General features: G+C 35.6%; 21 protein-coding genes, 1 tRNA gene, 1 pseudogene and 1 CRISPR repeat array. Of the genes and pseudogenes, 2 read left to right on the forward strand and 21 right to left on the reverse strand.

All coding sequences use genetic code 11. From position 1 onward, the window contains the following. Nucleotides 1–2: 2 nt before the first annotated feature. Together CBF30_RS05125 and CBF30_RS05130 are read right to left on the reverse strand one after the other, a co-directional pair. On the reverse strand, nt 3–1,661 hold the full coding sequence (locus tag CBF30_RS05125; protein WP_126823387.1) for a MutS-related protein: 1,659 nt from the start codon (nt 1,659–1,661) through the stop codon (nt 3–5). A 12-nt stretch (nt 1,662–1,673) separates the two neighbouring features. Then, nucleotides 1,674–3,053 carry a transglutaminase-like domain-containing protein gene (locus tag CBF30_RS05130; protein WP_126823389.1) on the reverse strand — a complete coding sequence of 460 codons (1,380 nt, stop codon included), beginning with the start codon at nt 3,051–3,053 and terminating at the stop codon, nt 1,674–1,676. 196 nt (nt 3,054–3,249) lie between these two features. Between CBF30_RS05130 and CBF30_RS05135 the strand changes: the two genes are divergently transcribed. Further along, nucleotides 3,250–3,666 (forward strand): DUF2992 family protein, encoded by a 417-nt coding sequence (locus CBF30_RS05135; protein WP_126823391.1) that lies wholly within the window; start codon nt 3,250–3,252, stop codon nt 3,664–3,666. A gap of 75 nt (nt 3,667–3,741) precedes the next feature. On the opposite strand, the gene CBF30_RS05140 is transcribed toward CBF30_RS05135, so the two are convergent. The 15 genes and pseudogenes from CBF30_RS05140 to CBF30_RS05210 all read right to left on the reverse strand — a co-directional run bounded on the left by CBF30_RS05140 (nt 3,742) and on the right by CBF30_RS05210 (nt 18,077). Then, the gene (locus CBF30_RS05140) at nt 3,742–5,556 is read right to left on the reverse strand and encodes an acyltransferase family protein (protein WP_126823393.1); all 1,815 of its coding nucleotides are present in this window, start codon (nt 5,554–5,556) and stop codon (nt 3,742–3,744) included. Between the two features lie 175 nt (nt 5,557–5,731). Beyond that, nucleotides 5,732–6,340 (reverse strand): TetR/AcrR family transcriptional regulator, encoded by a 609-nt coding sequence (locus tag CBF30_RS05145; protein ID WP_126823395.1) that lies wholly within the window; start codon nt 6,338–6,340, stop codon nt 5,732–5,734. A gap of 304 nt (nt 6,341–6,644) precedes the next feature. Next, complete coding sequence (locus CBF30_RS05150; RefSeq protein ID WP_126823397.1) at nt 6,645–7,400, reverse strand: SDR family NAD(P)-dependent oxidoreductase; 756 nt, start codon at nt 7,398–7,400, stop codon at nt 6,645–6,647. Between the two features lie 88 nt (nt 7,401–7,488). Beyond that, on the reverse strand, nt 7,489–8,244 hold the full coding sequence (locus CBF30_RS05155; protein WP_170168948.1) for an IclR family transcriptional regulator: 756 nt from the start codon (nt 8,242–8,244) through the stop codon (nt 7,489–7,491). 182 nt (nt 8,245–8,426) lie between these two features. Next, on the reverse strand, nt 8,427–9,974 hold the full coding sequence (locus tag CBF30_RS05160) for an ATP-binding cassette domain-containing protein (protein ID WP_126823402.1): 1,548 nt from the start codon (nt 9,972–9,974) through the stop codon (nt 8,427–8,429). A 186-nt stretch (nt 9,975–10,160) separates the two neighbouring features. Continuing rightward, a complete protein-coding gene (locus CBF30_RS05165; RefSeq protein ID WP_126823404.1) occupies nt 10,161–11,009 on the reverse strand; it encodes a CHAP domain-containing protein in 849 nt (282 codons plus the stop codon). Nucleotides 11,010–11,221: 212 nt separating this feature from the next. Beyond that, a tRNA-Ser gene (locus CBF30_RS05170) sits at nt 11,222–11,308 on the reverse strand. A gap of 66 nt (nt 11,309–11,374) precedes the next feature. Further along, nucleotides 11,375–11,494 (reverse strand): annotated as a pseudogene (locus tag CBF30_RS12165) (SEC-C metal-binding domain-containing protein); the annotation flags it as partial. 553 nt (nt 11,495–12,047) lie between these two features. Next, nucleotides 12,048–12,353 (reverse strand): rhodanese-like domain-containing protein, encoded by a 306-nt coding sequence (locus CBF30_RS05180; RefSeq protein WP_126823406.1) that lies wholly within the window; start codon nt 12,351–12,353, stop codon nt 12,048–12,050. Nucleotides 12,354–12,419: 66 nt separating this feature from the next. Beyond that, a complete protein-coding gene (locus tag CBF30_RS05185) occupies nt 12,420–13,025 on the reverse strand; it encodes a P-loop nucleotide/nucleoside kinase family protein (RefSeq protein ID WP_126823408.1) in 606 nt (201 codons plus the stop codon). 19 nt (nt 13,026–13,044) lie between these two features. Next, entirely contained in the window at nt 13,045–13,899 is an 855-nt protein-coding gene (locus CBF30_RS05190) for a class II fructose-bisphosphate aldolase (protein ID WP_126823410.1), read from the reverse strand. Between the two features lie 23 nt (nt 13,900–13,922). Continuing rightward, the gene (locus tag CBF30_RS05195; RefSeq protein ID WP_126823412.1) at nt 13,923–14,321 is read right to left on the reverse strand and encodes a tetratricopeptide repeat protein; all 399 of its coding nucleotides are present in this window, start codon (nt 14,319–14,321) and stop codon (nt 13,923–13,925) included. Nucleotides 14,322–14,345: 24 nt separating this feature from the next. Continuing rightward, nucleotides 14,346–15,635 carry a PTS sugar transporter subunit IIC gene (locus tag CBF30_RS05200; protein ID WP_126823414.1) on the reverse strand — a complete coding sequence of 430 codons (1,290 nt, stop codon included), beginning with the start codon at nt 15,633–15,635 and terminating at the stop codon, nt 14,346–14,348. A gap of 18 nt (nt 15,636–15,653) precedes the next feature. Continuing rightward, nucleotides 15,654–15,965, reverse strand: coding sequence for a PTS sugar transporter subunit IIB (locus tag CBF30_RS05205; protein WP_126823416.1), 312 nt, complete (start codon nt 15,963–15,965; stop codon nt 15,654–15,656). A gap of 15 nt (nt 15,966–15,980) precedes the next feature. Next, entirely contained in the window at nt 15,981–18,077 is a 2,097-nt protein-coding gene (locus CBF30_RS05210) for a BglG family transcription antiterminator (RefSeq protein ID WP_126823418.1), read from the reverse strand. 213 nt (nt 18,078–18,290) lie between these two features. Between CBF30_RS05210 and CBF30_RS05215 the strand changes: the two genes are divergently transcribed. Further along, complete coding sequence (locus CBF30_RS05215) at nt 18,291–18,560, forward strand: hypothetical protein (protein ID WP_126823420.1); 270 nt, start codon at nt 18,291–18,293, stop codon at nt 18,558–18,560. A gap of 110 nt (nt 18,561–18,670) precedes the next feature. Next, a CRISPR array of direct repeats spans nt 18,671–20,011; the repeat unit is 29 nt; unit sequence ATTTACATTTCACTATATTAGATTAAAAG. 193 nt (nt 20,012–20,204) lie between these two features. Here the strand turns inward: CBF30_RS05215 and cas2 are convergent. Genes cas2 through cas3 form a run of 4 tightly spaced genes read right to left on the reverse strand, consistent with a single transcriptional unit; the run spans nt 20,205 to nt 24,218 of the window. Next, complete coding sequence (cas2, locus tag CBF30_RS05220; protein WP_126823422.1) at nt 20,205–20,492, reverse strand: CRISPR-associated endonuclease Cas2; 288 nt, start codon at nt 20,490–20,492, stop codon at nt 20,205–20,207. 4 nt (nt 20,493–20,496) lie between these two features. After that, nucleotides 20,497–21,486: a type I-B CRISPR-associated endonuclease Cas1b gene (gene cas1b / locus CBF30_RS05225; protein ID WP_126823424.1), complete on the reverse strand. Its 990-nt coding sequence runs from the start codon at nt 21,484–21,486 to the stop codon at nt 20,497–20,499. Between the two features lie 11 nt (nt 21,487–21,497). Then, nucleotides 21,498–21,986, reverse strand: coding sequence for a CRISPR-associated protein Cas4 (gene cas4 / locus CBF30_RS05230; RefSeq protein WP_126823426.1), 489 nt, complete (start codon nt 21,984–21,986; stop codon nt 21,498–21,500). 12 nt (nt 21,987–21,998) lie between these two features. Next, the gene (cas3, locus tag CBF30_RS05235; protein WP_245975015.1) at nt 21,999–24,218 is read right to left on the reverse strand and encodes a CRISPR-associated helicase Cas3'; all 2,220 of its coding nucleotides are present in this window, start codon (nt 24,216–24,218) and stop codon (nt 21,999–22,001) included. Nucleotides 24,219–24,223 lie beyond the last annotated feature (5 nt).

The raw sequence follows: 24,223 nt of genomic DNA on the forward strand, positions 1-24,223 counted from the left end.
GTTTATTTGGTGAAAACTTTCCATGTTCGATTCTTTTCAAAGAAATCGGCTTCGGCTTCAGCAATCTGGACCAATTCGTTAGGATAGTCCATCGCTTTGAGGAGTTTCAAAGCATTTCTAGAAGTTGCCTTACCTTCTTGTAGTAAATAATCAAATTGTATTTCTCCCGAATCATCCACATACTCTTGAAAATGGATATTTTCACAATAATGAATCAAAATATCGGGCAATTCTATATCATGTGTCGCCACAAAGCATAATATTGGATACGCATCAGCCCATTTGATAAAGGACGCGGACGCACTAATTCGTTCAATCGTATTGGTTCCTTTTAAAATTTCATCTACAAAAGCATAAACTGGTTCTCCCGTTCGAGCTAACTGTAAAATCCGTTGTAAGGAGTTAAGTTCTGCTACAAAATAGCTTTCTCCCGCAAAGATATCATCCTGAATTCCCATAGAGGTCAGGATATGGCCGCGTTGCATCGTAAAAGACTTTGCTGGAACGGTGTCAATCGTTTGGGCAAGAATGGCTGCAATGGCCACACTTTTGACATAGGTTGACTTTCCTGAGGCATTCGAACCGGTCACAAGTGTATTGGCCTGCCACTGAACTTTGTTTGGGACAGCCTGTTTTAGTAGTGGATGATACAATTCTTGTGCCGTGATTTCAAACTCTGGCTGAAATACTGGTTGGCACGAATAAGGAAGACACGTTCTATAGTTCAAAATTGCCGCAGCGACTTCCAAATCCCCTAGATCATGAATGAGTTGTTGCGCCTCTTTTTGATAAGTCACTAGTGAGCGCATCGTCAAGACATAGACCCAAAACGGCAGCATAAAAATCATGTTAACCATCTCAGTAATGACTTCTGTCTCTGATCCTGTCTTAACTTTAGAAAAATTGGATACCCAGTTTATTCTTTTAAGCGTCTTCATCTCTTCTTTTAGCTTCTTCTGATAAGGATGATCTATTTTAGACAATCTTTGTCCAATCATCACGGTGCGAATAAAATAGTTCATGCACGTCAGTTCTCTTTCAGCATACGATTTTTTCAAATAATAAATAATAGAATTAAAAATAAAAGAAAAAATCAACAACGCTAGCCCTGTAGAAGGTGAAAAAAACAGACTAATCAATCCCAAAATAGGAAGCAATCCCAGCAAAGCAAACCACTCACTATTTTTAATTCGTTGTTTTTTGGGATTGTTTAGATACAAATGCAGGAGATTGAAATCCTTTTTTCCAAGTGATGCAAAGAGTTGTTGTATTTTTTCTCGCTTTTCTGGATAGGCTTCATAAAAACGGATTACTTTTTCTATTTCTTGCATATTGTCGTCTTTATGTTCAAAATGACGTAACTTTCGATATAGCGCTTCTGATCCGATACTTGAGAATGTAGCATTTAATTGCTCAAATACTGCCATCATTTCCAAATCACTCCATGTGTAATCATCCACAAAACAAGTCGTTGCTTGGTTTTGTTGCTCCAGTGCTGTTTTAAGACTTTCTTCTTTGTCAAAGCGACGACTTCCTGGGGGGATTTTCCCCCAAGCTTTCCTAACAGTCTGTTTTAACCGATAACGATCATAATAACTTAGGATTCCCACAAATAAAATAATCCCACAAACAAGTCCTAGCCAGCCATACTCCACTCTCATCTTTTCCTCCCCCTAATGACTTTCTTCTAAAAATTCAAGGGAAACGAGCTCTTGTTTCATCTCTAATTCCGCATAGACTAAGCCATGGTCTAGATACTCAAATTCGCCTTTTTGATTGTCAATCGGATCTGCACGGCGCCATCTTTTTGGTGGATAAAATTCACTTTGAATCTCGCTATTTGCAATCATTCTAAAACAATCAAGATTGCCAAAATAATAATGCCAACGTTCTATATCGCCTGCTTTATAAGCACTACCACCAAAGGATAAATCAGCAAAGACCCATCCATAAGGTGCGATATAAAACTGAGCCCAATCGTGACAGCCAGTGTAATCTGGTGTAACATATAGCCCAGATTGCCACTTAGCTGGAATACCTGCCATGCGACAAAGGGTAATAAAAAGAATTGCTTGAACTCCACAATCGCCTTTTAAGTTGACGGCAGCATATTCTGAGATATTGGGCAATGTAAAGTATTCGCGCATAAAAGAGTAGTGCACATTCGTTGTGACAAATTCATATATCTTCCAAGCCTTTAGCACAGGATTTTGTTCCTGACCGATTATTTCTTGTAAAATTGCTTTTAAATACGGCGTAAATAAAATATGGGGGGCTTGCTCGTTCAATTCAAAATCAGGTTGGACACTCAAAACACTATCAGGCGATAGCTCCACATAACGAAGAGAGTTTTTATAGGAATACTCTACAGAAAAAAGCTGATCTGGTTCTAACGTTGTTTCAAAAGCAACGGTACGCTGCTCAGACTGCTCAGGTGCAATCAGAATTGCTTCTGGAATAGTTTTCAGGATTTGGATTTCTGTCATTTGTTGACATTCTTTTGGAATTGGCAAATGAACAAGGACTCTTTCTCCAACTTTTTCACATTCTTTTTTGACTTTAATGCTTGTTTTTAGATGAATTTGAGCAGTTCGCTTTCCTTGTTTTTTCATTCTTTGAATGTTTTCACTCAGCAATTGTTTTTTCCTTTGCTGTGCTTTTTCTTCTGTATTAAAATGAACTCGCTTTTGATACTCTGGCTGTGTTTTTAATAGATTTTCCAAAAAACGACGTTGAAAATAGACTTGACCCTGAGTATAAATCCAATCTACCTTGCCCTGTTCTTTCAGTATAATTAGTTCTTTTTCCTCGTAATTTTCAAAGGTTTCTTTCAATAACGCTTGAGCTGCTGCAACGTCGTAAGGATACTCACTTCTTTGCATCACTTGAATCATTTCACACTCCAGCATCAAACGTTTTTTAAGTGCTAGAGGCAATTCTTTGCTTAACAGAAATTGTATTGCTTCTAGCGCACCTTCAAAATCTCCAAAATACTTTAATTTTTCGATGTCTTCTGGTAACGGATAGGATAATACAGCTAAGTCGACTGGCATCTGGTTTCCCCATTTCTATTTCATATTGCTTTTATCCTAGTATACCTTTTATAGAAAAAAAATAAAACTTATGTTAAACTAAAAATCGTACATAAAAACACATTTCGGTTGGTAGTCCGAACAATTTTAATTGAAGTAACCTTCCCTCCCTGGGTCGTCCAGTGTACAGAGTATTGCATAAAAGGGAGGAGTACAGATGTACTTAACAGTTTATTTTAATGGGCAATTTTGGTGTGGATTGATTGAAATTCCTTCCCGACAGGCTTCCGCGAGTGTCTATCACTATATCTTTGGGCCTGAACCAAAAACTGCTGAAATTTTTGCATTTATTTATACGATTTTGCCACAACTGATTGCCACAACAAAAGACCAGGATGCACAGGCTACGCTATCTCCTAAGAAGAGAATTAGCCCCAAACGGATGCAACGCATGCTCAATCAACAGAAAAAGCAGCCGGTTGTTTCAACTAAGTCACAACTGTTATTGCAACAGCAACATTTGGAGAAAAAAGCCCAAACAAAAAAACAGCAAAAAGAGCAAAAGCAACAGCAAAAACAACAACGCTTTGAACAAAAGCAACAAAAAAAATATGCCAAGCATCGTGGTCACTAGTCAAACACTAGGAACTTGTTGAAAAAAATACCCTTGTAGCGGAACTTCCAAAGAAGATTTCGCTACAAGGGTATTTTATTTTGCTTGAGACAAGATGGCTTTTGCGACAAATTGGGTCAATTGTATGGAGCCTTCTTTATTCGGGTGGATTTGATCTTCATAAAACCACTCAGAATGACCTTTACTATAGTCAAACCAGTCTAATACAGTTAAATTATCATATTTTTGCTCTAATTTACGTAAACTGTCATTCACAGTATTCTGCCACTTCTTATCTGGGACGAGCACATTCACCCAATAAACTTTCCTTTTGCTGCCTATCGCTTGCATAAAACGATCAAACTGCTCATCAGTAAAAGAACCGTTTGTTCCCAAATCAACTAACACTGTTTCTTCTAGCTTATTTTTACTTGCAAGTTTTTTGGGAATCTCTATGGACTGATAAACTTGTCTACCAACTTCTGCATCTATGTTCATTAATGGAAATAATTCTTTGAGCGTATCTGAAGTAGCAAGCATCACTGAATCTCCAATCGTTGTGATTGGCAGCTTTTGTGCGTTAGCTACTTGCTGACTGGTTAGTTGGTATTTTTGCTCAAGAACAGATGTATTCTTTTCTTGTGGTGGTTTTTGTTCCATGTTTTTCTTATTTTCCGTAATCTTTTTAGTCAATTGATCTTGTTGTTGATTGGCAATATGCTTAGGTGTCGTAAACAAGACAAGAACCGAAAAGACACACATCGTCAGCCCTAAAATCAATCCGACTTGCATCCCTTTGTGGTTGCGCACATTTTTTTTGCTCTGCTCTTGTCCTAACAAACTATAAGAAAAATGTGCACAGATTGCAATTAATACTAACTCTACCAATGAATTGAGATACGGATGGTTGCCAATATTTGGCACATTAGACTCATACAATACAATAACTGGTAATTGGTACAAATAAATAGCGTAACTTCTTTTTCCAATCCAAGTAAATACTGGATTGGTCAACCATTGATTCAACTTTGTCTGAGGATGAATAATTAAAAGAATGATCATACAACTAAAAATACTATAAAGGAACATGCCACCCAAATAAGGAAATGCATGGGTTGCTGGAAACAGAAAATAACTGATAACTATAAAAAAAGCGCTCCCCAATCCAACGATGTTCCATAAAGCTTTTCGCTTAATTTTCACTTTTAATTCTAGCTGATCTGAGGGGAGTAGTACTGCACAGGCACTCCCAATTAATAAAGAGAACAACCTCGTGTCAGTTCCATAGTAAATCCTTGTGGTATCCACATTTGGTTGATAAAGAATGACCATGAGTGCAAAGGAAAAAATGGCCAAAATAACCAAAGTTAGAAAAGCTTTTGCTCGCGCTTTTGGTGTAATTTTCTTTTGTCGGTAAATCCAGTAACAAAAAAGTAACGAGATCAAAAGATAAAATTGTCCTTCAATAGAAAGAGACCACAAGTGTAAATACGGTGAACGACCAGAAAAATTATCGAAATAAGACTGTCCATGTAAAATTTGCCAAATATTATTCCACTGAAATATGGCGCTAAAGAAAATAGACCGAATATTTTCAAGTAGATGAACATTTAATAACTTTGAAAAAGTGATTGTAAAGACAAAAAATCCTAATAATTCCGGGTATAGCCGTTTAATTCTTTTCTCATAAAAACTTACTAATGAAACTTTTCCATCCAAGCGCCAATTTTTTAATAGTGAGTCGGTCACAAAATAGCCCGATAGAGCAAACAAAATAACTACTCCAAGATATCCTCCCACCCCAATATCTGGAAAAAGGTGATAAAAAATAACCCCCATCACAGCTAATGCACGCAAACCATCAATTCCTGAATAATAATGCTTGCGTTTTTCTTTGATTTTTTTACTCATGTGTATCTCCTTGTAAAGTTCACTTTATTCCCCTTTACAAATATTACATTTATTACAGTTTAAAGTCAATTAGATAATTTTAAGATTTCTTTAATTTAACAATTTATCTTTATCACTTGCTTTTCCCCTATTTTTCGTTTGAAAAATGCAGTAAAAAAAATATTCGGTAAAATTGCTAAGCCTTTAGAGACTTAGCAAAAAAACGAATATTTTCTTCTAAGAAAACAGTTTCTTCAATTTTTAATTCTTTATCATTGAATTTCGTTTGAGTTAAAAAATAGCCGAAATTCAACCAAAAGAAGTTCATAGCTTGCGTACTCGGATTGACCTCTGGGGAAATACACTTTTTTTGCTTCATTTCTTGTAAATAGTCTGCAAATAAGTTTTTAAAATAAATTGGGACCTGCGAGATGGTCTCATTGATTTCTGGAAAATCGACCGACTCACGAATTCCGAGTAAAATAATAGCCTGATAGCTATTTGCATAGGTTTGATACCCTTTCGAAATGGTAATCACATCCGCTTCGATATCTCCCGTTAATTTATCTGCATTCACAATTTCTTGCGCTTCTAATGTATCAATAAATTTGTTAACCGTTGCATAAAGCAGATTTTTTTTATCTTTAAAATGACGAAAAATAGTACTCTCATTTACTCCAGCTGCCTGAGCTATTTTACGGGTAGTGGCCCCTTTGTATCCTTCTTTTTGGACTAAATCCAAGAAAGCCAGGACAATTTTATCGGATAGATTGGACTGTGCACTAATAAGAAACATCTCCTTCATCTATGCTTTCTCTTTTTCATAACAGTTCTTCAATACTTTCATAGTAGCACTGAAAATATCGCCTTGTCAATTCAAGTAAAGCGCAAACAAAAAGAAAAAGAACCTAGTCAATCAATGTCTATCCAAAAGTATAGAAGTCCCAAAAAGAACGCACAAGTTCAGCCTTGTAACACTCAAAGCTGTCCAACAATCCATTGATGCACATTTTTCTTTATGGAAAAGATTGTTCTTCCTCAACTTCTTTGATTCCATTGATGATACTTGGTTCTTCTTATCAAAGATTCATCTACAATTTTTACGAGCGCTATTTTTGTACAGGCTGTCTAGTCCAAATTTCCATCCCGCCACTTACCGGTAAGTTGATTCCAGTACAAAAGCTTGATTCGTCTGAAGCTAAGAAGTACATCGCTTTTGCTACTTCTTCTGGCTTGCAAATACGTTTCAACGGACTCGCTTCACAAAACTCATCAATCACCGACTGAGGGTTTTGCAAAAACATTGGTGTTTGACAAGCGGAAGGACAAACATTGTTTACCCGGATATTGTATGCCCCGTAATCCAATGCCATAGAACGAGCCAAGTTAATCACAGCTCCTTTTGCTGCATTGTACCCGGCCATATTGTAGTCACCAAACATGCCCGAAACAGAGACAGTGTTCACAATGGTTCCTCCACCATTTTCCATCATGTATGGGACAAAATATTTTGCACTTAGGAAAACAGACTTCACATCAATCGCAAAAACCTTATCCCAATCTTGTTCACTTACTTCATGCACAGGACCTTTGACAAAAATCCCTGCATTGTTAATCACACTGTCAATTCCTCCAAGATGTGTTCTCGCATACTCATAAAGAGCCTTCATCTCTTCTTCACTTGAAACATCACATTTACAGAAGAATAGATTTTGCTGTTTTTTATCAGACAACTCTTTTACCAAAGATTCCCCTTTTTCAGCATTCAAATCAACCATTAATACTTTCCAGCCTCTTTCAAGAAAAAGCTTTGTTGCACTTAAGCCCATTCCAGATGTTGCACCAGTAATCATTACACGTTTCATCTTTGTTTCCCTCCTTATTCTATACTTCAATTATAGACTTTCAAAGTATGGAGACAAGAGAAGTGCGATATTGTCGAATAAAGAGTCCTTAAAACACTTCTTTTAAATGAGATACTTCCTGAGAAATAGCAGTTAGCGATTCTAGAATTTTTTGGAGCTTTTCTGTTGAAGAACGCCTTACAGGAACAAAGATACTAAGAGCAGCCACTACTTCTTGTCTTTGATTACTGATAGGAACAGCGAGACAATTTACGCCATTATTCAAACGCCCCATATCAACAGCAAAATGGTTCTTTTTAATCCGATCCAGTTCTTTGTAAAATTCCTGCAAATTTTTTTCATGATTGAGTGGCGTTCCACCTTGCGCTAGCGTCTTTTGGAGATACGTCTTTTGATAGTTGGAATCTTGAAAGGCCATGAGTAACTTGCCACACGCAGCATACCATAAAGCATCATTCGTCCCGACTGGAGAAGACTCCCGTAACGGATGGCTTGATTCCTTTTTAGCAACATAGAATACTTTGTCTTCTTTCAGTACAGACAAATGAACCGTCTCGTCGTATAACTCTTTGAGTTGCTGCATGTAAGGTTCCATCAGCTTTTCTAATGGAAAGTTTTTCTTAGCAGTTTCATAAAGAAGGCCCCATTTGTTACTAATACTATATGATGCGGTAGTTGGATTCTTAACCACAAGTTTTTCATCAACTAACGTCATTAAAATGCTATATATTGTAGATTTAGAAAGCTGAAAGTGTTCCGTAATCTCTTTTAATTGTGCTTGAGGGTTTTCCGCTAAAAACTCTAATATCGTAACTGCACGATGAATAGATTGGATTGATTTCATTATGACTTCCCTTCTTTTATCTGTTTCACGCTCATAGACTACACTATCTTTTTGTCGTTCGTCAATTATTGCACTGAAATCATAAAAAAAAATAAAACTTTTGTCTAGTAAAGTAAAAAAGGACAAGCTAGATTGTAGCGCAAAAAGAGCCTCCCTGTTGCACATTCCCAAAAATAAAGTAACTATATATAAATTATGTTATCAAACAACTTTAATAATTGATCATCGTGATTATGAATGGTCATGACTATAGTCTTATCTGTTAGTTCCAGCAAATAAAACAGAGCTAATTTTTTTGTTTTTACATCCAAAGCTGAGAAAGGTTCATCTAAAAATAAATAGTCAGAGTCTTTATATATCGCTCGGGCAATGGTCACCAATTGTTTTTGTCCCCCGCTTAATTTATGTGCTGGACAATCAAAAATAGTTTTCGCTTCATTTTGAAATAATGGCCTAATCTTTTCTATTTTAGATTTATTAATATCATTAGAAAAACCCACTATGTTTTCAAGTACTGATCCTGAAAATAATTTTGTTTGTTGCGTTACTATGGCTATCTGTTTTCGATAAGAGACAGGATTAATTTGTCTTAATTCTGTCTCATTTATTAAAATAGAACCCTCGTAATCCTTGTTTCTCAAAGATAAAAGTGAGTATAGCGTCGTTTTTCCACTGCCATTTTCTCCTAATAATAAGTATTTATTATTTTTTGATATAGACAAATTCAGAACATTTCTAGTTGTTTTTTTATTATTTAGCACTACATTTTCTAATTTAATAGTCTCGATCTGACTGATTTTTTTCGTATTGATTTCCGACTTTTCATTAATTAGGTTCATCATTACCTTTCTAATGTCTTTTGTAGAGGCTAGACTTGATAAAACATTAGAGAACCAAAAGATTGGGGTAGTCACAGTTCCTGAAGCTTGTGTAATAGCGATTAGTTCTGGAAAAGTTATTTGCTTATTTGATAGCAGGACTGCACCAATAATATAAATTCCTATTTGAAGAACCCAAGAAAAGGTATCATTGGAAAAGGTGACAATTGCTTTTTCTTTCTTTAAAGTAAATAAATTATTCGTACTAGCGGAACTTGCTTCTTTAAATTTTTTATTCATAATTTTATCTAGATGAAACACTTTTCTAATTATGGACAGCTCGAATATGTCTAATAATAATTCAGAATTTTTCCCTAAGCTATCGTTATATTTTTTTTGAGAAGGAGAGATTTTATTAGACATTTTTTTGGATACAAACAAAGATAGACTCGCTACTACGCATATATAAAGCAAAATGATTTTATTTATAAATAAAATCAGAACTGTTCCCATAATAAATGACAGACTAAAATAAACAATACTAGTCAAAGAGGAGAGATAACTCTCCGTAATTAAAGGAATATCATTATTAAAAAGTTTCACAACTTCAGAACGTTCATACTCATCTTTTTCTGTGATTTTACTCATTACTTTTGTATTAAGCGTTTGTTGGGAAGCCGTACTAAATTGAATTGAAAAGTATTGAGCTAGCAAATTAATCAAAGATAATATAAGTAAGACAAAAAGATTTATTGCTATCAGCTCGACTATTTTGATATTATTTTTTCCAGCTTGATTCATATCAAACTGGATTAACTTTGACAACACAGGATTGTAAGCTGAATATAAAACTAAAAATAAAAATGTTTTTAAAAATAATTGTTTGTTTCTTTCAAATAAAAATTTAAGCATATCTTCCTCCTGTGTTTATATAGAGAAAACATCACCATTTTAAAATTATTCATTTACACCCTCCCTATAAGATGAAACATCCCCTAACTATAAGTCTTTAATAAGCAAACATGTCTTTTCTTCAACGGAACGTTGAAGAAAAGACATGTTTTACAAATTATTCCTCTTTTTTTAGAGATACAATAATTAATTTTTATGTGCTTGGCTAGCACTTAACCATACATTGACACTGCCAATTTTAACGTAAATCCCATTTGTAGGTGTGTCAATATTTAATACTTTATATGTACCAGGAACTTTGAAGTAGTCTCCAATATTCAAAATTTGATCGCCTGCTTTTGTACCACTAGCATTTGTTTCAACTAAAGGAGTAGCATCAATATAGTTTAGGTAGGTTGAATCTCCACCAGCAAGCGTGTTACTTGCTACAGTATTTTTAGATGGGTTTACTTTGCTTACTTTGTAAACACCGGTAAAACTAACCGTATCTCCGACTTTGATTGCTGTATTATTAGTGCTTCCGCCGCCATTATTGCTACTGCTACCAGAAAACGGAGGACGTAACCAACCAACTACAGTTCCATACGAATTAGAATAAGGAATCGAATTTTTTGTGACATATGCATGTCCATTGTAATTTTGGTTAGCCATATTGATTGTTGAACCATTTGCTGAGATTACAATTCCCGTGTGACCATAAGGACTACCTGGAACTGACATTACAAAAATATCCCCAGCTTGAGGCACTGCACCAGCAGTTGCTTTGATAAATTTAAAACCATTTTTTACTCCTGTGTTTTGAAGATCAATTGCATTACCAGAAAATGATGTGTTAAAGAAATGATTAACATACTCGTTGACATAATCTACGCATTGGTTCCCGTAAGCATGATCAAAATCATACCCTTTTCCAACCGATTGATTGACCCACGTCATGGCTTCACTTTGAGTAGCCGCCTCTGCTTTTGATACTGAAAAAACTCCACAAGCAAACACTGCGATGCTTGCCACTAAAATACTTAACATTTTTTTCATATTTGTTCTCCCCTTCCCTTGATGAAATTAATCGTACGCTTTTTAAATTAAAATAAAATGAGAAAAAGATGATAAAACGATTATTTTATTCGATTATTTTTATTTAATTGAATAAACAAATGTTTATCTTTTTAAAAAAGAAAAAATTTTTGCTCAAAAAAAAGGCCATCTTTATCAAGATCTGCCTCATACAATACGTAGCTTACATAAGAAGGAAAGTACGGGATTTGAACCCGTGCACCGCGAAACGCGGCTCGCCGGATTTCGAGTCCGGTGCATTACCACTCTGCCAACTTTCCATAACAATAGCTATATTTTAGCCTTTTTTCTTCTAAAACTCAAGTGGATAAAGAAAAATGTCATGGTTATTTTCCATGACATTTTTTGAATTTCTTGCCACTTCCACAAGGACAAGGCTCATTTCTACCTACTTTTAGATTAGAGAAGTCAACAGCTGGCTTTGCTTCTTCTGCCGTTTCACTTTGATAACGATAATTCCCCATTGGAAATAGGTTAAACATCTCGATTTCTTCTTTTGTAAACGATCTCTTTGAAGCAGCTGAACTTTTTTTCGTCTTTGCTTTTTTATGCTCGTTGCCCTTAGGCGCTTCATTAGAAAGTTTTTCTAATTTTCTAAGTAAAGTTGGACCATTACTTAGCTTTCCTTGTTCGCTTAAAAATGTGATAAAAGCGGTTAAAACCGGTACAGTATCTGAATCCATTTGCTTTTGAACAACTGCTTCTAAAGCTGTAGCTGTCCACTCTCTAGGTGTTCTTAGTTCTTCTTTGTACATCACCTTCACAAAAGTTTCACAGATTTCTGTGCCTTTTTTTTGTGCATCGTTTGATAAGCCTGTATATTCATCTGTAGTAGAAAAAGTAGCCAACCATTCGTTGCATTGTGCGACTAATTTTTCAAACTTTGATTCTGAGAACTCTTTTTGAGCCATTTTGTTACCCACCTCATTAAAAATTTCATGAAAATTCCTTGTTCATTTTAGCATTCTCTGAGGGAATAGTAAATAGCCGAAGTCAATATCATTCATTTTCAAGGTTAACGCGATGTCGCCACGCTTCCATCCCGCCTTCCACATTGACCACATTTTCAAATTGATTGCCTTCTAAAAATTCACAAGCACGCGCAGAGCGTCCGCCTAGATAGCAGATAATATAGTAAGTTTCTTGTGGGTTTAGCTCGTTTAGTCGCTGTGGCAATTGGGCAATAGGGATGTTCACTGCTCCTGAAATATGCTCTTGCTCGAAGTCTACCGCTTCACGTACATCAATAAGAGTTCCATTCTGTAATTTTGTTGCCAGTACATTTGCTGCAATTGTTTGACTCATCCATCATTCTCCTTTTTGCTAAGAAGAATTTTAACACATTCGTCCCAAAAATAACATATCTATTATCTAAAACAAATCCGTTGCAATTTTTTGCATGAGCTCTCCGTACGCTATCTGCTCAAAGTCTGTCACATCAATTTTCATCGTTTCTCCAAGAGAAAATTCCAAATACTTTCGCTGCATACATCTCTTGGAAAATACTTCAAAGCTTGGTAAATCCTCTGCTTCCTCTCGTCTTTGAAAAACTTTTCCCAGTTGGTAATTTGTCATCAAGTGCCCCAGATGTCTTGTGTGCTCTAAATCTCTTGCTCTTTGTCTTTGATAGAGTAAAGTGAGATCCGCTGTCAAACAGCCCGTTACCACTTTATACCCATATTTTAAACTCATTTTTTCTAGTCTTGACTTTTGTTTGTCACTAAATGGATAATCTGAAATAATGGAACGACTCATTTTCATCTGATCTGCCAATGCCTCATAATATTTTTCCCAAGCAATCTGATTGATTCGTTCTTTTTCCTTTATATTTTGAAACCCATACTGATCATAGCAGCTTTCTTTCAGCTCATCTGGGGAAACAAGAACAAACGACTCATATACTTGTTGAATTTTTTTTGCTAAATAAGTTTTTCCAGTACCAGGTGGTCCTGCTAGTAAAACAAGCAATTTTTTCATCCTTCACCTCTCTTTCTCTCTATTGGTTCAACGAGCGATTCATGAAGCACGCAATTTTTTTTGATACAACTTGTTTTACGGCGTGATTACAAGGAATGATCATATGTCTTAGAGACTGATTGACTGGCGTATCACTAAATGTTTCTTTGGCCGTTTTCGTCCAAGCTACAAGTAATTCCGTTCCAACGTTAAATTTGCGGATACCTCGGTCGACTAATTTTCCTATATCTTCTTCTTTCACACCTGTGCCGCCGTGAATCACAAGCGGAATAGCAACACTACGATGAATTTCTTCTAACAAAGCCACATTGACCTCCGTTTTGGATCGATATTGCCCATGATTGGTCCCAATAGCTACCGCCAAGGCATCGACTCCTGTCTGTTTAACAAAGGCTAATGCATCTTTGGGATTGGTGTAAACTTTGTCTTGCTCGCTCACTTGGATTCCTTCTTCGGTACCGCCAATTGTTCCTATTTCTCCTTCTACCGAAACCCCGCGTTCATGTGCATACGCAACGACTTCTTTTGTATTTAAAACGTTCTCGAGAAAAGGCAGGTGAGAGCCATCATACATAACAGAAGAATACCCCTTATCAATAGCCTCTTTGATATCCGCAAAATCACGTGCATGATCTAAATGAAGTGCGACATCTACTTGCTCTGTTTTAGCCATTGCTTGACAAACAGCCACTAAATTTTCATGTCCAATATATTTTGCCGTATCTACACTTGTTTGAATAATAATCGGTGCCTCAAAATCTTTGGCTGCTCGAATCAAATCTGGCAACATCTCTAAATTATGTGTATTAAATGCACCTGCCGTAATATTTCTTTTGGTTGCCATTTCTGTGATTTCTTTTAAAGTTGTATACATAAGCTTTCTCCTTTTATATGCTCTTATTTTTGTGCACCCCTGGTCATCTCTTTGGATAAAGTTAGTAGCTCATCCAGTTTATTTAAATAATACTGTAATGTTGCCTCATCTTTTTCTTTAGCAGCTTTTACTCGTTCTTGATTATAAAGATTGAGTAATACCTTGTAGCCTTTGCCTAAAGACTTTTTGCTTCTTTGACTCTTCTCTAAATACTCAATAGCTAAGCTAGTTTCTCCCAGCTGCTCATAATCACAACCTAAACGCTCGTATATTTCGGCTAATCCTGTGGTTGTACTTTGCTCTAGTTGACTTTTTAACTGTTCAATATGCTGGAGAAGTGCAGCTTTTTTTGCTGTAGATAATGACCTAGCTCTTGGCTCTTGTTTTGACAGATTTTTCTTATGTTTCAAAAATCCAAACATTTTGTCTTCCTCCTTTTCACAACGTTAGACAGCTTTTAAAATAGGCCCAATAATCCAAGCATACAAAAGTGCTGCCACTACTGTATCCACATCCGTTGCAGTTGCATTGACAAAGCCCATCTGATTGAAAATAGTGACTAATAATGCTGGCAGTAGTGTGATAAAAAAGCCATGTGCGACCCCACCAATAATGGCACCTCTTCTCCCTCCTACTGCATTACCAAAGATTCCCGCTGTTCCTCCTGCAAAAAAATTTGTCAGCATACCAGGCAAAATCATCGCTAGACCAAACTTGGGTAAAACAAACATGGCCAGTATCGAACCTAAAGTGGTTGTAATAAACCCTACAATCACCGCATTTGGTGCGTACGGAAACAAGACAGGACAATCTAAAGCGGGTTTTGCATCTGGCACAAGACGCATCGCAATTCCTCTAAAGGCTGGAACAATCTCGCCTAAAAGAAGTCGGACTCCGGCAAGTAAAACATAAACCCCTACTACAAATTGGATTGATTGTAAAAAGGCAAACATCAAATAATTGGTCTCACCTGCCAAACGAGTGCTAAACGTCGCCCCAGCAAAAAAAGCGGTGATAAGATAGAGTGGGACCATCACTACCATTAAGGAAAGATATGTGTCCTGTAAAAATTCAAATTGCGTTGGTAAATGCAAATCTTCTGTTGATTTTTTATTTTCCCCTTTTTCACCAAACAACTTGGCAATCAACGCTTCAAAAAGATAGCCTATCGTACAAAAATGCCCCAGTGCAATATCATCTGAACCTGTAATCTTTCGAACCAATGGTTGGGCAATCGCTGGCATCGCTACTGCAAAGACCGCCCCTATAAATCCACTGACCAAAACTAAAACAAGTCCTCTGAGTCCAGCAAAATAGCCAAAAATAGTCGTCATGGTCGCCATCCATAAAATAGCTTGGCCTGTCAAAAAGATATATTTCCATCTGGTAAAGCGTGCAATCAAGATATTAAAAACAAAGATTGCCAAAAATGTCAGGGCAATTTCTCGCCCTAATCCTAGTTCATTCATCGCTTGCCCATTGATTGACTCAATCGAGGGAATAATCCCTTGCATCTTGAAACCTTGGGTAAATATTTTCCCAAAATAGATCAGACTGCCCACAATGATGCTTGATCCTGCTGAAAGTACTTGAAATCCAAGCAATGTTTTTAAGGAACCCGAAAGCACTTGTCCAAGTGATTTCCGTTGTAAGATTAGTCCTAACATGGCAATCAGAGCAATCGTAATGGACGCTTGCGTAAGAATATTTTTGATAATAAAATCGACTACAATCATGTTGCTCCCTCGCTTTCTTTAGTCGTTCAGAATCCCTTTTTGAATTAGGACGGGCACAATTTTCTCCTCAATTTCAGCTTTTGATACAATATTTTTCAAATAAATCAGAGAGGTTTTGGCTTCGTCAATTGCAAATTTTTCAAATTGACTCTGAAAATTTTGACCAGTCATAATAATATCTGGTTGCATTGAAACCGCGGACGAAATATCACTATGATCAAGTCTTGCTTTTACCCCTAATGTTTCTAGTACGTCTTCTGCTGACATCTGGCAAGCAAAACTACTCCCCAGTCCAGCACCACAAACAAATAAAATAGTTAACTGTTTCATCCTTGTCTGTCCCCTCTACTTTTTATATAAAATCCTTTTAAATTGCTGCTGATTTGTCGCTTTAGACAATCGCTGAATTTTTTCTCGGTCATGGATGAGTTGTATGAGTGCTTTCATTACATTCAAATGAGCATGGGCATCAACTGCAGCTAGACAAAAGACTAACCTCACAGGATCATGCTCCTCATGACCAAACTCGATTCCTTGGGATAAAACTAAGACACTGATTCCTAAGCGTTTCACCCCGTCTTCTGGACGTGCATGCGCTAAAGCTAGATGTGGACCAATTACAATATAAGCGCCGTATTCCTTAACCGAGTCAACCATCGCCCGCACATAACTACTCTCGACTACTTGATCGATTAGTAATGGCTCGGCAGCCGCTTGAATGGCCTCTTGCCAGCTGTCACATGACTCGCGAAATATAATATGGTCATCTATCAATAAATCTTCCAACATTGGCTGAATCTCCTTTTTATCCAGTTTTAAATGGTGCTTTTCAAAGACCTCCAATACCGCTTGGTAGCCTTCACTTGAGATAACGCTTCCATTTTGTTCTAAAGCGTTGATTGTTTCTTTTAGCAACATGGTGTCTTCGCTTTCTCGCCTAACCAAACGATTCTTAGGCCGTTTTTTCGTAAAAAAATGTGCAATCATATACTTGTCATCAACTGTTAAAATCGGGCTTAATCTTAGACAGGGAACTCCTTTTATCCTTAAATCAATGGTTGAAAAAACCACATCAATGTCCAGTTTTTCAATCAAGGAACGTTCTTTTGAACTTAAGATTGCCAAAATTTCAACTGGGAATAACTCCTTGAGATTTTCTGCAAGCAATTTCCCTGTTGTAGTGCCGTGGTGACAGATCACAATCGCTCGGTAGCCGACTTTTTGTGCTTGCTTAATCTGACTAAGTGCAGTTGAAAAATAAATCGTTAAAAATCCTATTTCATCTCTGGTCAAAAAAGCACCCGCAAACCGATTAAAAACCGGATTAAATGAATACACTGCTTGAAAAATCTCATGATACTCTGCCTCAATCATCGACGTTAGTGGATTGGCAATTTGCACTTGATTTTTCACCCGTTTGAATAGCCCCGAAATATGCCTAACTAGCCCCTTATGCAGCTCTGTTTGCCGCTCATAAAAGCAAATCTTCAACCGCTTTTCAACCTGTTCTATCAGCTGGATGGCAACTAATTGGGCTTTTGTCCAATCAGCTGTATCAATGACTTTTTGCGGATGTAAGGACTCTATTAATTGCGTAATATACGTCACTTCTGCTACTGAAATACGCCGCTTGAAAAACTGACAAAGTAGAATTAAAAAGTTGGTTTGTTCCTCTTTGACTGCTCGCCTGTCCGCGTAGATTGATACTTCTTTACCCGAAACAGGTTCTAACCGTCTCAGCCAAATAAGTAAGATTAAGACAATATGCTTGGCATAAATCGGGCCTTGTCCATCAGCCTTTCCTAGCCATTCCCTATAAGAATGTCGATTAATAAACTCAATCCGCTCTTGCCCAAGATAATCTACCACCAGCTGTTCTTGTGCCGATAAACTTTTTTTCCTTTTTACCTCTAAGAATTCCAAAGAGGGAACATGAATCAAGATGACCGCTCTGATCATTGCACGTATTTTCTTTTCGTTTCCCTCTAGGTAGATTCCTTTCTTTTGGTGGCTTTTTACCTCAATCCCATATTTTTGCAAAAACAAACGTAGCTTGCGCATATCTGCATCTAACGTACTCTTAGATATCATGAGTTCTTGTTCTAATTGATACAAAAAAATTGGACTTTGACGACAAGAAAAGCGAATAATTAGCTGAAGAAATCGCTCCTGTGGAGACAAATAGTGGCCTTTCCTTATATGATGCAAGTAAGCGATAGCACGCACTCGCTCCTTTTTTCCTAGCAATAATTGAACCCCTCGACCACGTTTCGTCCTTAAAAAAGGTAAATCTTTTTCTGATAAAAAGGTTTGAATCTCCTCTAAATCATTGCGAATTGTTCGTTCACTCACTTGAAACTCTTGACTCAACTCTGAAATTTGAAAGTAATGGTCTGGTGCATGCATTAATTTTTTAAACAGTTGTTCTGAGCGCTCATTCATTCAACTGCAACCCCTTTCATATCTTCATTATAAATTTAACTACGCAAAAAGTTTAGTACATCTTTTTGCAAACCGAATGTGCAAAAAGATACAAAAAAAAGACTCGCAACTCGTGCGAGTCTTCTTAAAAAATGAAGCAGTTTTATCCGCAAGATGTTCTTGTTTTTGCACAAATAACCTTATATAATGGCTGTAAAAGAGGAGCCTGCGCATATGGAAAAAAAGAAAATAACATTTTTCAGTAAAATATCAGAAGATTACAAAAAAACAAAACAGCCAACAGATGACTTTCTTTCTTGGCTTTTACTTAGGAAAATCAACACTTGTGGAAAAATTTGCTTTGCAATCGCTCTGTGGCTTTTATGGTTGAAATTTGCATTTAACTTGCGCTTTATGGTTTTCTTTTTCGAATTTATTTTTATTTGTTTCATCGTTTACTTACTTTATTCCCTTATATTGAAAATTTGGCAATGGTTGAAGTAAAGCCAAACTGATAAAGAAAAAAGCGACTAGTCCACGAAAAACTCCGAGAACAAATCACTAGATTAGATTAAAAGTTGTCTATTAGCTTTGGCTTGCTGATCATTAATTGTATTTACATTTCACTATATTAGATTAAAAGGCCTATCTTATTTTGTGTTTTGCACTCTCTAGCTTGCATTTACATTTCACTATATTAGATTAAAAGTGTATCTCTTTTTTGATATTGAACTAGACTTGAAACATTTACATTTCACTATATTAGATTAAAAGGATGGATACACAGATTAGGTTAGGCAAAGTTAGGTTATTTACATTTCACTATATTAGATTAAAAGTACAAAATTACCTGTTGTCGTATCATTTTTAGGCGAATTTACATTTCACTATATTAGATTAAAAGTTAACATTCTTTTCATTCTTGTTTGTGGTTATCGCTATTTACATTTCACTATATTAGATTAAAAGGTCACTCGAACTAACTGAATCAGCAAAAAGGGCCTTATTTACATTTCACTATATTAGATTAAAAGGCTGGCTACCGCCGAGGGAAGCCCTCAATTTGAGGGTATTTACATTTCACTATATTAGATTAAAAGGGTATTTTTTACGGTCATAATCAGAGCTGCCAGGATAATTTACATTTCACTATATTAGATTAAAAGGAGGCTTTAATACAATAACAAGCCAATCAATCAAATTATTTACATTTCACTATATTAGATTAAAAGGTAAACTGTAACAACTCACTTTTTACACCGATATTTATTTACATTTCACTATATTAGATTAAAAGGAAGCACAAACAACGGTATCACATTTAAGAATAGTACATTTACATTTCACTATATTAGATTAAAAGTGACGCTTTAGACGTTACACTCGAAGAATTTTTTTCATTTACATTTCACTATATTAGATTAAAAGGAATGTTGCCATATTTAGCTCGTTCTTCTGCAACCCAATTTACATTTCACTATATTAGATTAAAAGGGCAAGCAGCAGTAATACATCCCACACAGATGACCTCATTTACATTTCACTATATTAGATTAAAAGGTTTTTCCAATGGACTCCAATGTCAAAACTTTCAAATATTTACATTTCACTATATTAGATTAAAAGGGTAATCCTCTAGGCATGATTGGTAGTGGAATGTCAAATTTACATTTCACTATATTAGATTAAAAGGAGACAGCTTGAAGCTGACTACAGATACATTACAACAATTTACATTTCACTATATTAGATTAAAAGGACCTATAGCCGTCATGATTGCTGAGAATACTCCTGCATTTACATTTCACTATATTAGATTAAAAGGGCAATAGCTTTCTCGTTACGGTTTTCAGCGTTTTCTATTTACATTTCACTATATTAGATTAAAAGGGATTATCACGCACGAGAGTGGTCAGTTCATAACGCATTTACATTTCACTATATTAGATTAAAAGGCCTGGCTACGAAAGAGGTTGATCTGATAAGCTTAAATCGGTATAAATTGTCGACCACTGTTTTTACGGTTACTTTCTTTTTTATTTTATCATGTTTTTTCTAAAAAATCCCTTAAAAAGCCATGAAATCAAGCTTTTATACAAATTGTCGATCTCCCCTATTTTTTTCACTACTGAAGGTCGACAAATGTGTTCAAAAGAAATTAGAAGTCTTCTCAGATTCGTCTGCTGCCCAAAATTCTTTGTCCAGTCCTTTCTTTTGCTTACTCTTGAAAATAACTACAGAATCTAGATCTTCACGAAGATATTGTGCCAACTCATTGCGCAATTTTTGTAGCTTTGCTGGGGTTAGCTCCCCTTCAAAAACCGACTTTTGGATATGAGTTAAATATTTTTTACAAATTTTGAAAACATTTCGCGATACTTTTGCGCCTTGTCTAAGTTCAATCATCGAGATATCATAAATTAAAATCACATACATCGACTCACCACCATTTTCTCAATGCTTGATATTCTCTCTCACCAAGCAAATGCTTAATCAGCTTATAACATTCAAGACGCATCATCTTTCTGTATGAAACATTCCGCTTCAAGTCTTTGTGTCTTACTGTTTCATCTAACGTACTATTGTACATTTCGAGAACCTTTCTCTTTCCCTTATCTTTCAGATAAAAATAATTGGAATCTTTGGAAAAATCTTTTTCAGTAATCACCTTGCGATTAAGCAGTGAAAAAATAATTCGATCTGTTAGTAGAGGCTTAAATATTTCTGCAATATCTAGCGAAAGTGAAAAACGCCTCTCCCCTGCACTATGCAAATAACTAATAGTTGGATTCAGCTGTGACACATAAATTTCTGACAAACAAGTCGTGTATACAAGCGAATTTAAAAATGAAATCAGCGTATTGACAACATTATCTGGAGGTCTTTTGACTCTTTTTTCAAAATCCACTTCTTGATTGATAATAGTTGTCCACGTCCCATAATAAACTCGGTGAATATTCCCTTCAATCCCCATCAATTCTTCAATTGTCACGGTGCGTGAAATCATTTTTTCTAAAGCTTGAATTTCATTAATCGCTTTGTCTAACTCTTTTCCTCGTTGCCGATAATATTTCAAATTTTTTAAAATATTGTAACAAGCACCTTGAATAAACTCTTGAGCAATATTTAATCTTTTCTCAAAGTCTGTGTAATGCTCGACCTGTCTAATCAACAAATTACCGGAGACATTCGCTTCTTTGGGATAAAAAGTACCTGTGTAAAAACCATAGTGATTAAAAAAGTGAACTGGAATCTTACTTTGTGCTAAGTAATTGAGACAATCGGTGTTCATAGAAGCTTTTCCAAACAAATATAAATCTCGCATTACTTCAATTTTCAAAACTTTAAAACGTCCATCTAACGCGGTCATTCGCACCACATTATCTTTTCTTCTCAACTCTCCACTAGAAAATAAAAAATAGCTTTCCACAGGTCAACCTCCTAACAATAACAATACTCATAATAGGCACACTTCTTACAAATTTTGGAGTTAATTGTAGTTGGAGCTTTCTCTAAGTGAGCAATGTTTTTGATTTCATCTAATATTTCTTTCAGTTTATTTCCATCCTTTTGTGTTAAAAAAATTTCTTTTCGTTTGCGAATTTTAGGATAATCCAAAATACCTTTTTCAACCTCAATGCCACGTTCACGCATAAAATACAAATAATATTTTACTTGCCACTCAGCAGATTCCTCCATCGCTCGACTTTTTTTGACTTCATGCACAACTTTCCAATCTTGGATAAAATCAACATTAATTGTGCCATCAATCATAATCTGTTTTTTTTCACGACTATAACTTGCCTCGTCAATAAGTTTTCCTAGCTCTACGTTTTGATGACCTTCCTCAAAATTCAAATGATGCGTAAAACACCAGAGTTTTCGCTGACAAATAAAATAGTAATTAATCATTGTTCCTGTAATTCGCATCTTTTCACCTTCTTAAAAGATATTGCTCTCGATTTCTTTTTGTCCTTTTTTGTAAGTAATACCGCTATCAAATGAATAGTCACAATTTAGAATTTCGATTTTTTTGTATTTATTAATTTCAATTGTTTGGACAATTGAATCGTCTTTAATTGTATATTCCGGAATCTCTACTGTGAATTGAGAAATTTTGTACCTTGCGTCTTTTCTTTTCTTTTGCCAAATTTTTTTTTCATCATCAGTTTGCTTCAATTTCGAGCGTTCTTTTAAAACAATAAGTAATCTTTCAATTTCATCTATTTTTTCTTGATATACTGGATTTGGAATAATCGTCCGATTGTGAATGTTTCTAAATATTTTTTTTACGTTTTTTTTGCTTTCTTCTCCTTCAGAACTCAAATCTAGGTAATCCATATTGTCAATGACTTTCTGATAATACTCGGTATTCTTCATCTTTTCTGTTGTGTACGTTTCTTCGACAAGATGCATCTTTTTCTCTTCAGATAATGGTCCATCTTGCTGTTTTAGACACGTTTTAGAATTTTCAAATAGTTGCTTATCAACAACGTATTTAACACCACTACAAGCCTTATCGCCCCCATTAAAGACATAGACATTTGTCCCAACCTCCTCTGTCCAGAGTCTTTTTCGGTAACATCTGCCCATCCGTTGAAACAATCCATTCAAATCAGATAGTTCGGTGAATAGTATATCAAAATCAATATCTAATGATGCCTCTACTACTTGTGTCGTCACCCAAATACCAGACTCGTCACATTCTTTCTGGCCAAAATCAAAAATCATTTCTTCTTTTTTAGCTCGATCTTGTTTAATAAACTGGCTGTGCAAAAGGTGAACCTCTCCTAAATTTAATTTTGCCGAAAGCTCCTCAAAAATGATTTTAGCCTGTTTAACAGTATTACAAATAACTAAAACTTTATTTTTTTGATATTGCGCTAAAATTGGTTCAATCTGAATAGCGGATTCCACCACCTCCATAGCATGACGTATTGAAAGTGCAGCATCTATGAATGGTTTTTCAGGAGCAGCAAAAGGAATTCCTTGTCTTTTTAGTAAGTCTAAAATAAAAGGTGGAAGTGTTGCCGTCAATATAGCAAATTTCCCTCCATACTGATGAATGTATCTTAAACCCACAAGTAAATAGGCTAGTAAATCTGCCGAATACATTTGAATTTCATCAATCACGATTTTTGAATAAGACAGCGTTGCTAACTTAGATTCATATCCAGCGTATCGATAAACAAAATCAAATATTTGGTCAATTGTGCAAACAGTTAAAGGCAAACACCATTGTCGTGTTTTTGTTTCATACTCTTCCACTGGAATTTCTAAATCTTTTAATTTTGTATACTCCTGATAGATATCAGCATGTAACAACCCCACACGATTTTCTTGTTTTTCTTTGACAATAGTCGAATAGATTCTGGAATAAATGGCATTAATTGCTGTACGAAGTGGCAACGTGAAAAAACCTTTGTTATTCCCAATCCATAGTAGTCCAGCCTCCGTTTTTCCCATACCTGTTTGGGCAACTGCAACCATATTTAGATCCTGATGAGCTCGCATATATTCTTGTAGGGAATTCCATTGAAAATGCAATTCTTCTAATTTTTCATCTAAAAAATTTGGTGGATATTCAACTTGACTATGCGCGCTTGCTGCGTAATCCACACGATTTAGTAAGCCTTTTAACATAACGTATAAATGATACTTTTCTTCGTCATCACGAGCTCTTAAAATCGATTTAAACTTAAAGTACTTACTGGACAGTTTTCTTACAGTTAAACTTTCTAAACCTAAACGAGAAAACGGAAATTCCATAACGTCTTGCTTTAACGCCTCAATTTCATTCACAAAATTTTCATTCTCTAACCCACTTAACTCTCTTTCGTGGTGATATGCTACACTATACGCTAACACAGAAATTTCTGTGTTGGAATATTTTCTAGAAATTAACTCTTTTGTTGGAATAAATGCGGTGCTAAGTAAACCATGTGGGATTTCCCCTAAAATTGTTGATTGATTTTGTCTGACTTTCGTCTGAAATTTGTGATTAATTTTACCTAAATCATGATAAATACAGGCTAACTCTAATAAGTTAGCCTTAAGTTCAATTTTAGGATAGATTTGATATAAAATTTTGCTATTTTCTAGAAGATTTAATGTATGATCTACCAAGGTTTCTCCATCTGATTTTGCTAAAAACACTTTCATATACA

The organism is Vagococcus entomophilus, from assembly GCF_003987595.1.
GTDB classification, from domain to species: domain Bacteria; phylum Bacillota; class Bacilli; order Lactobacillales; family Vagococcaceae; genus Vagococcus_E; species Vagococcus_E entomophilus.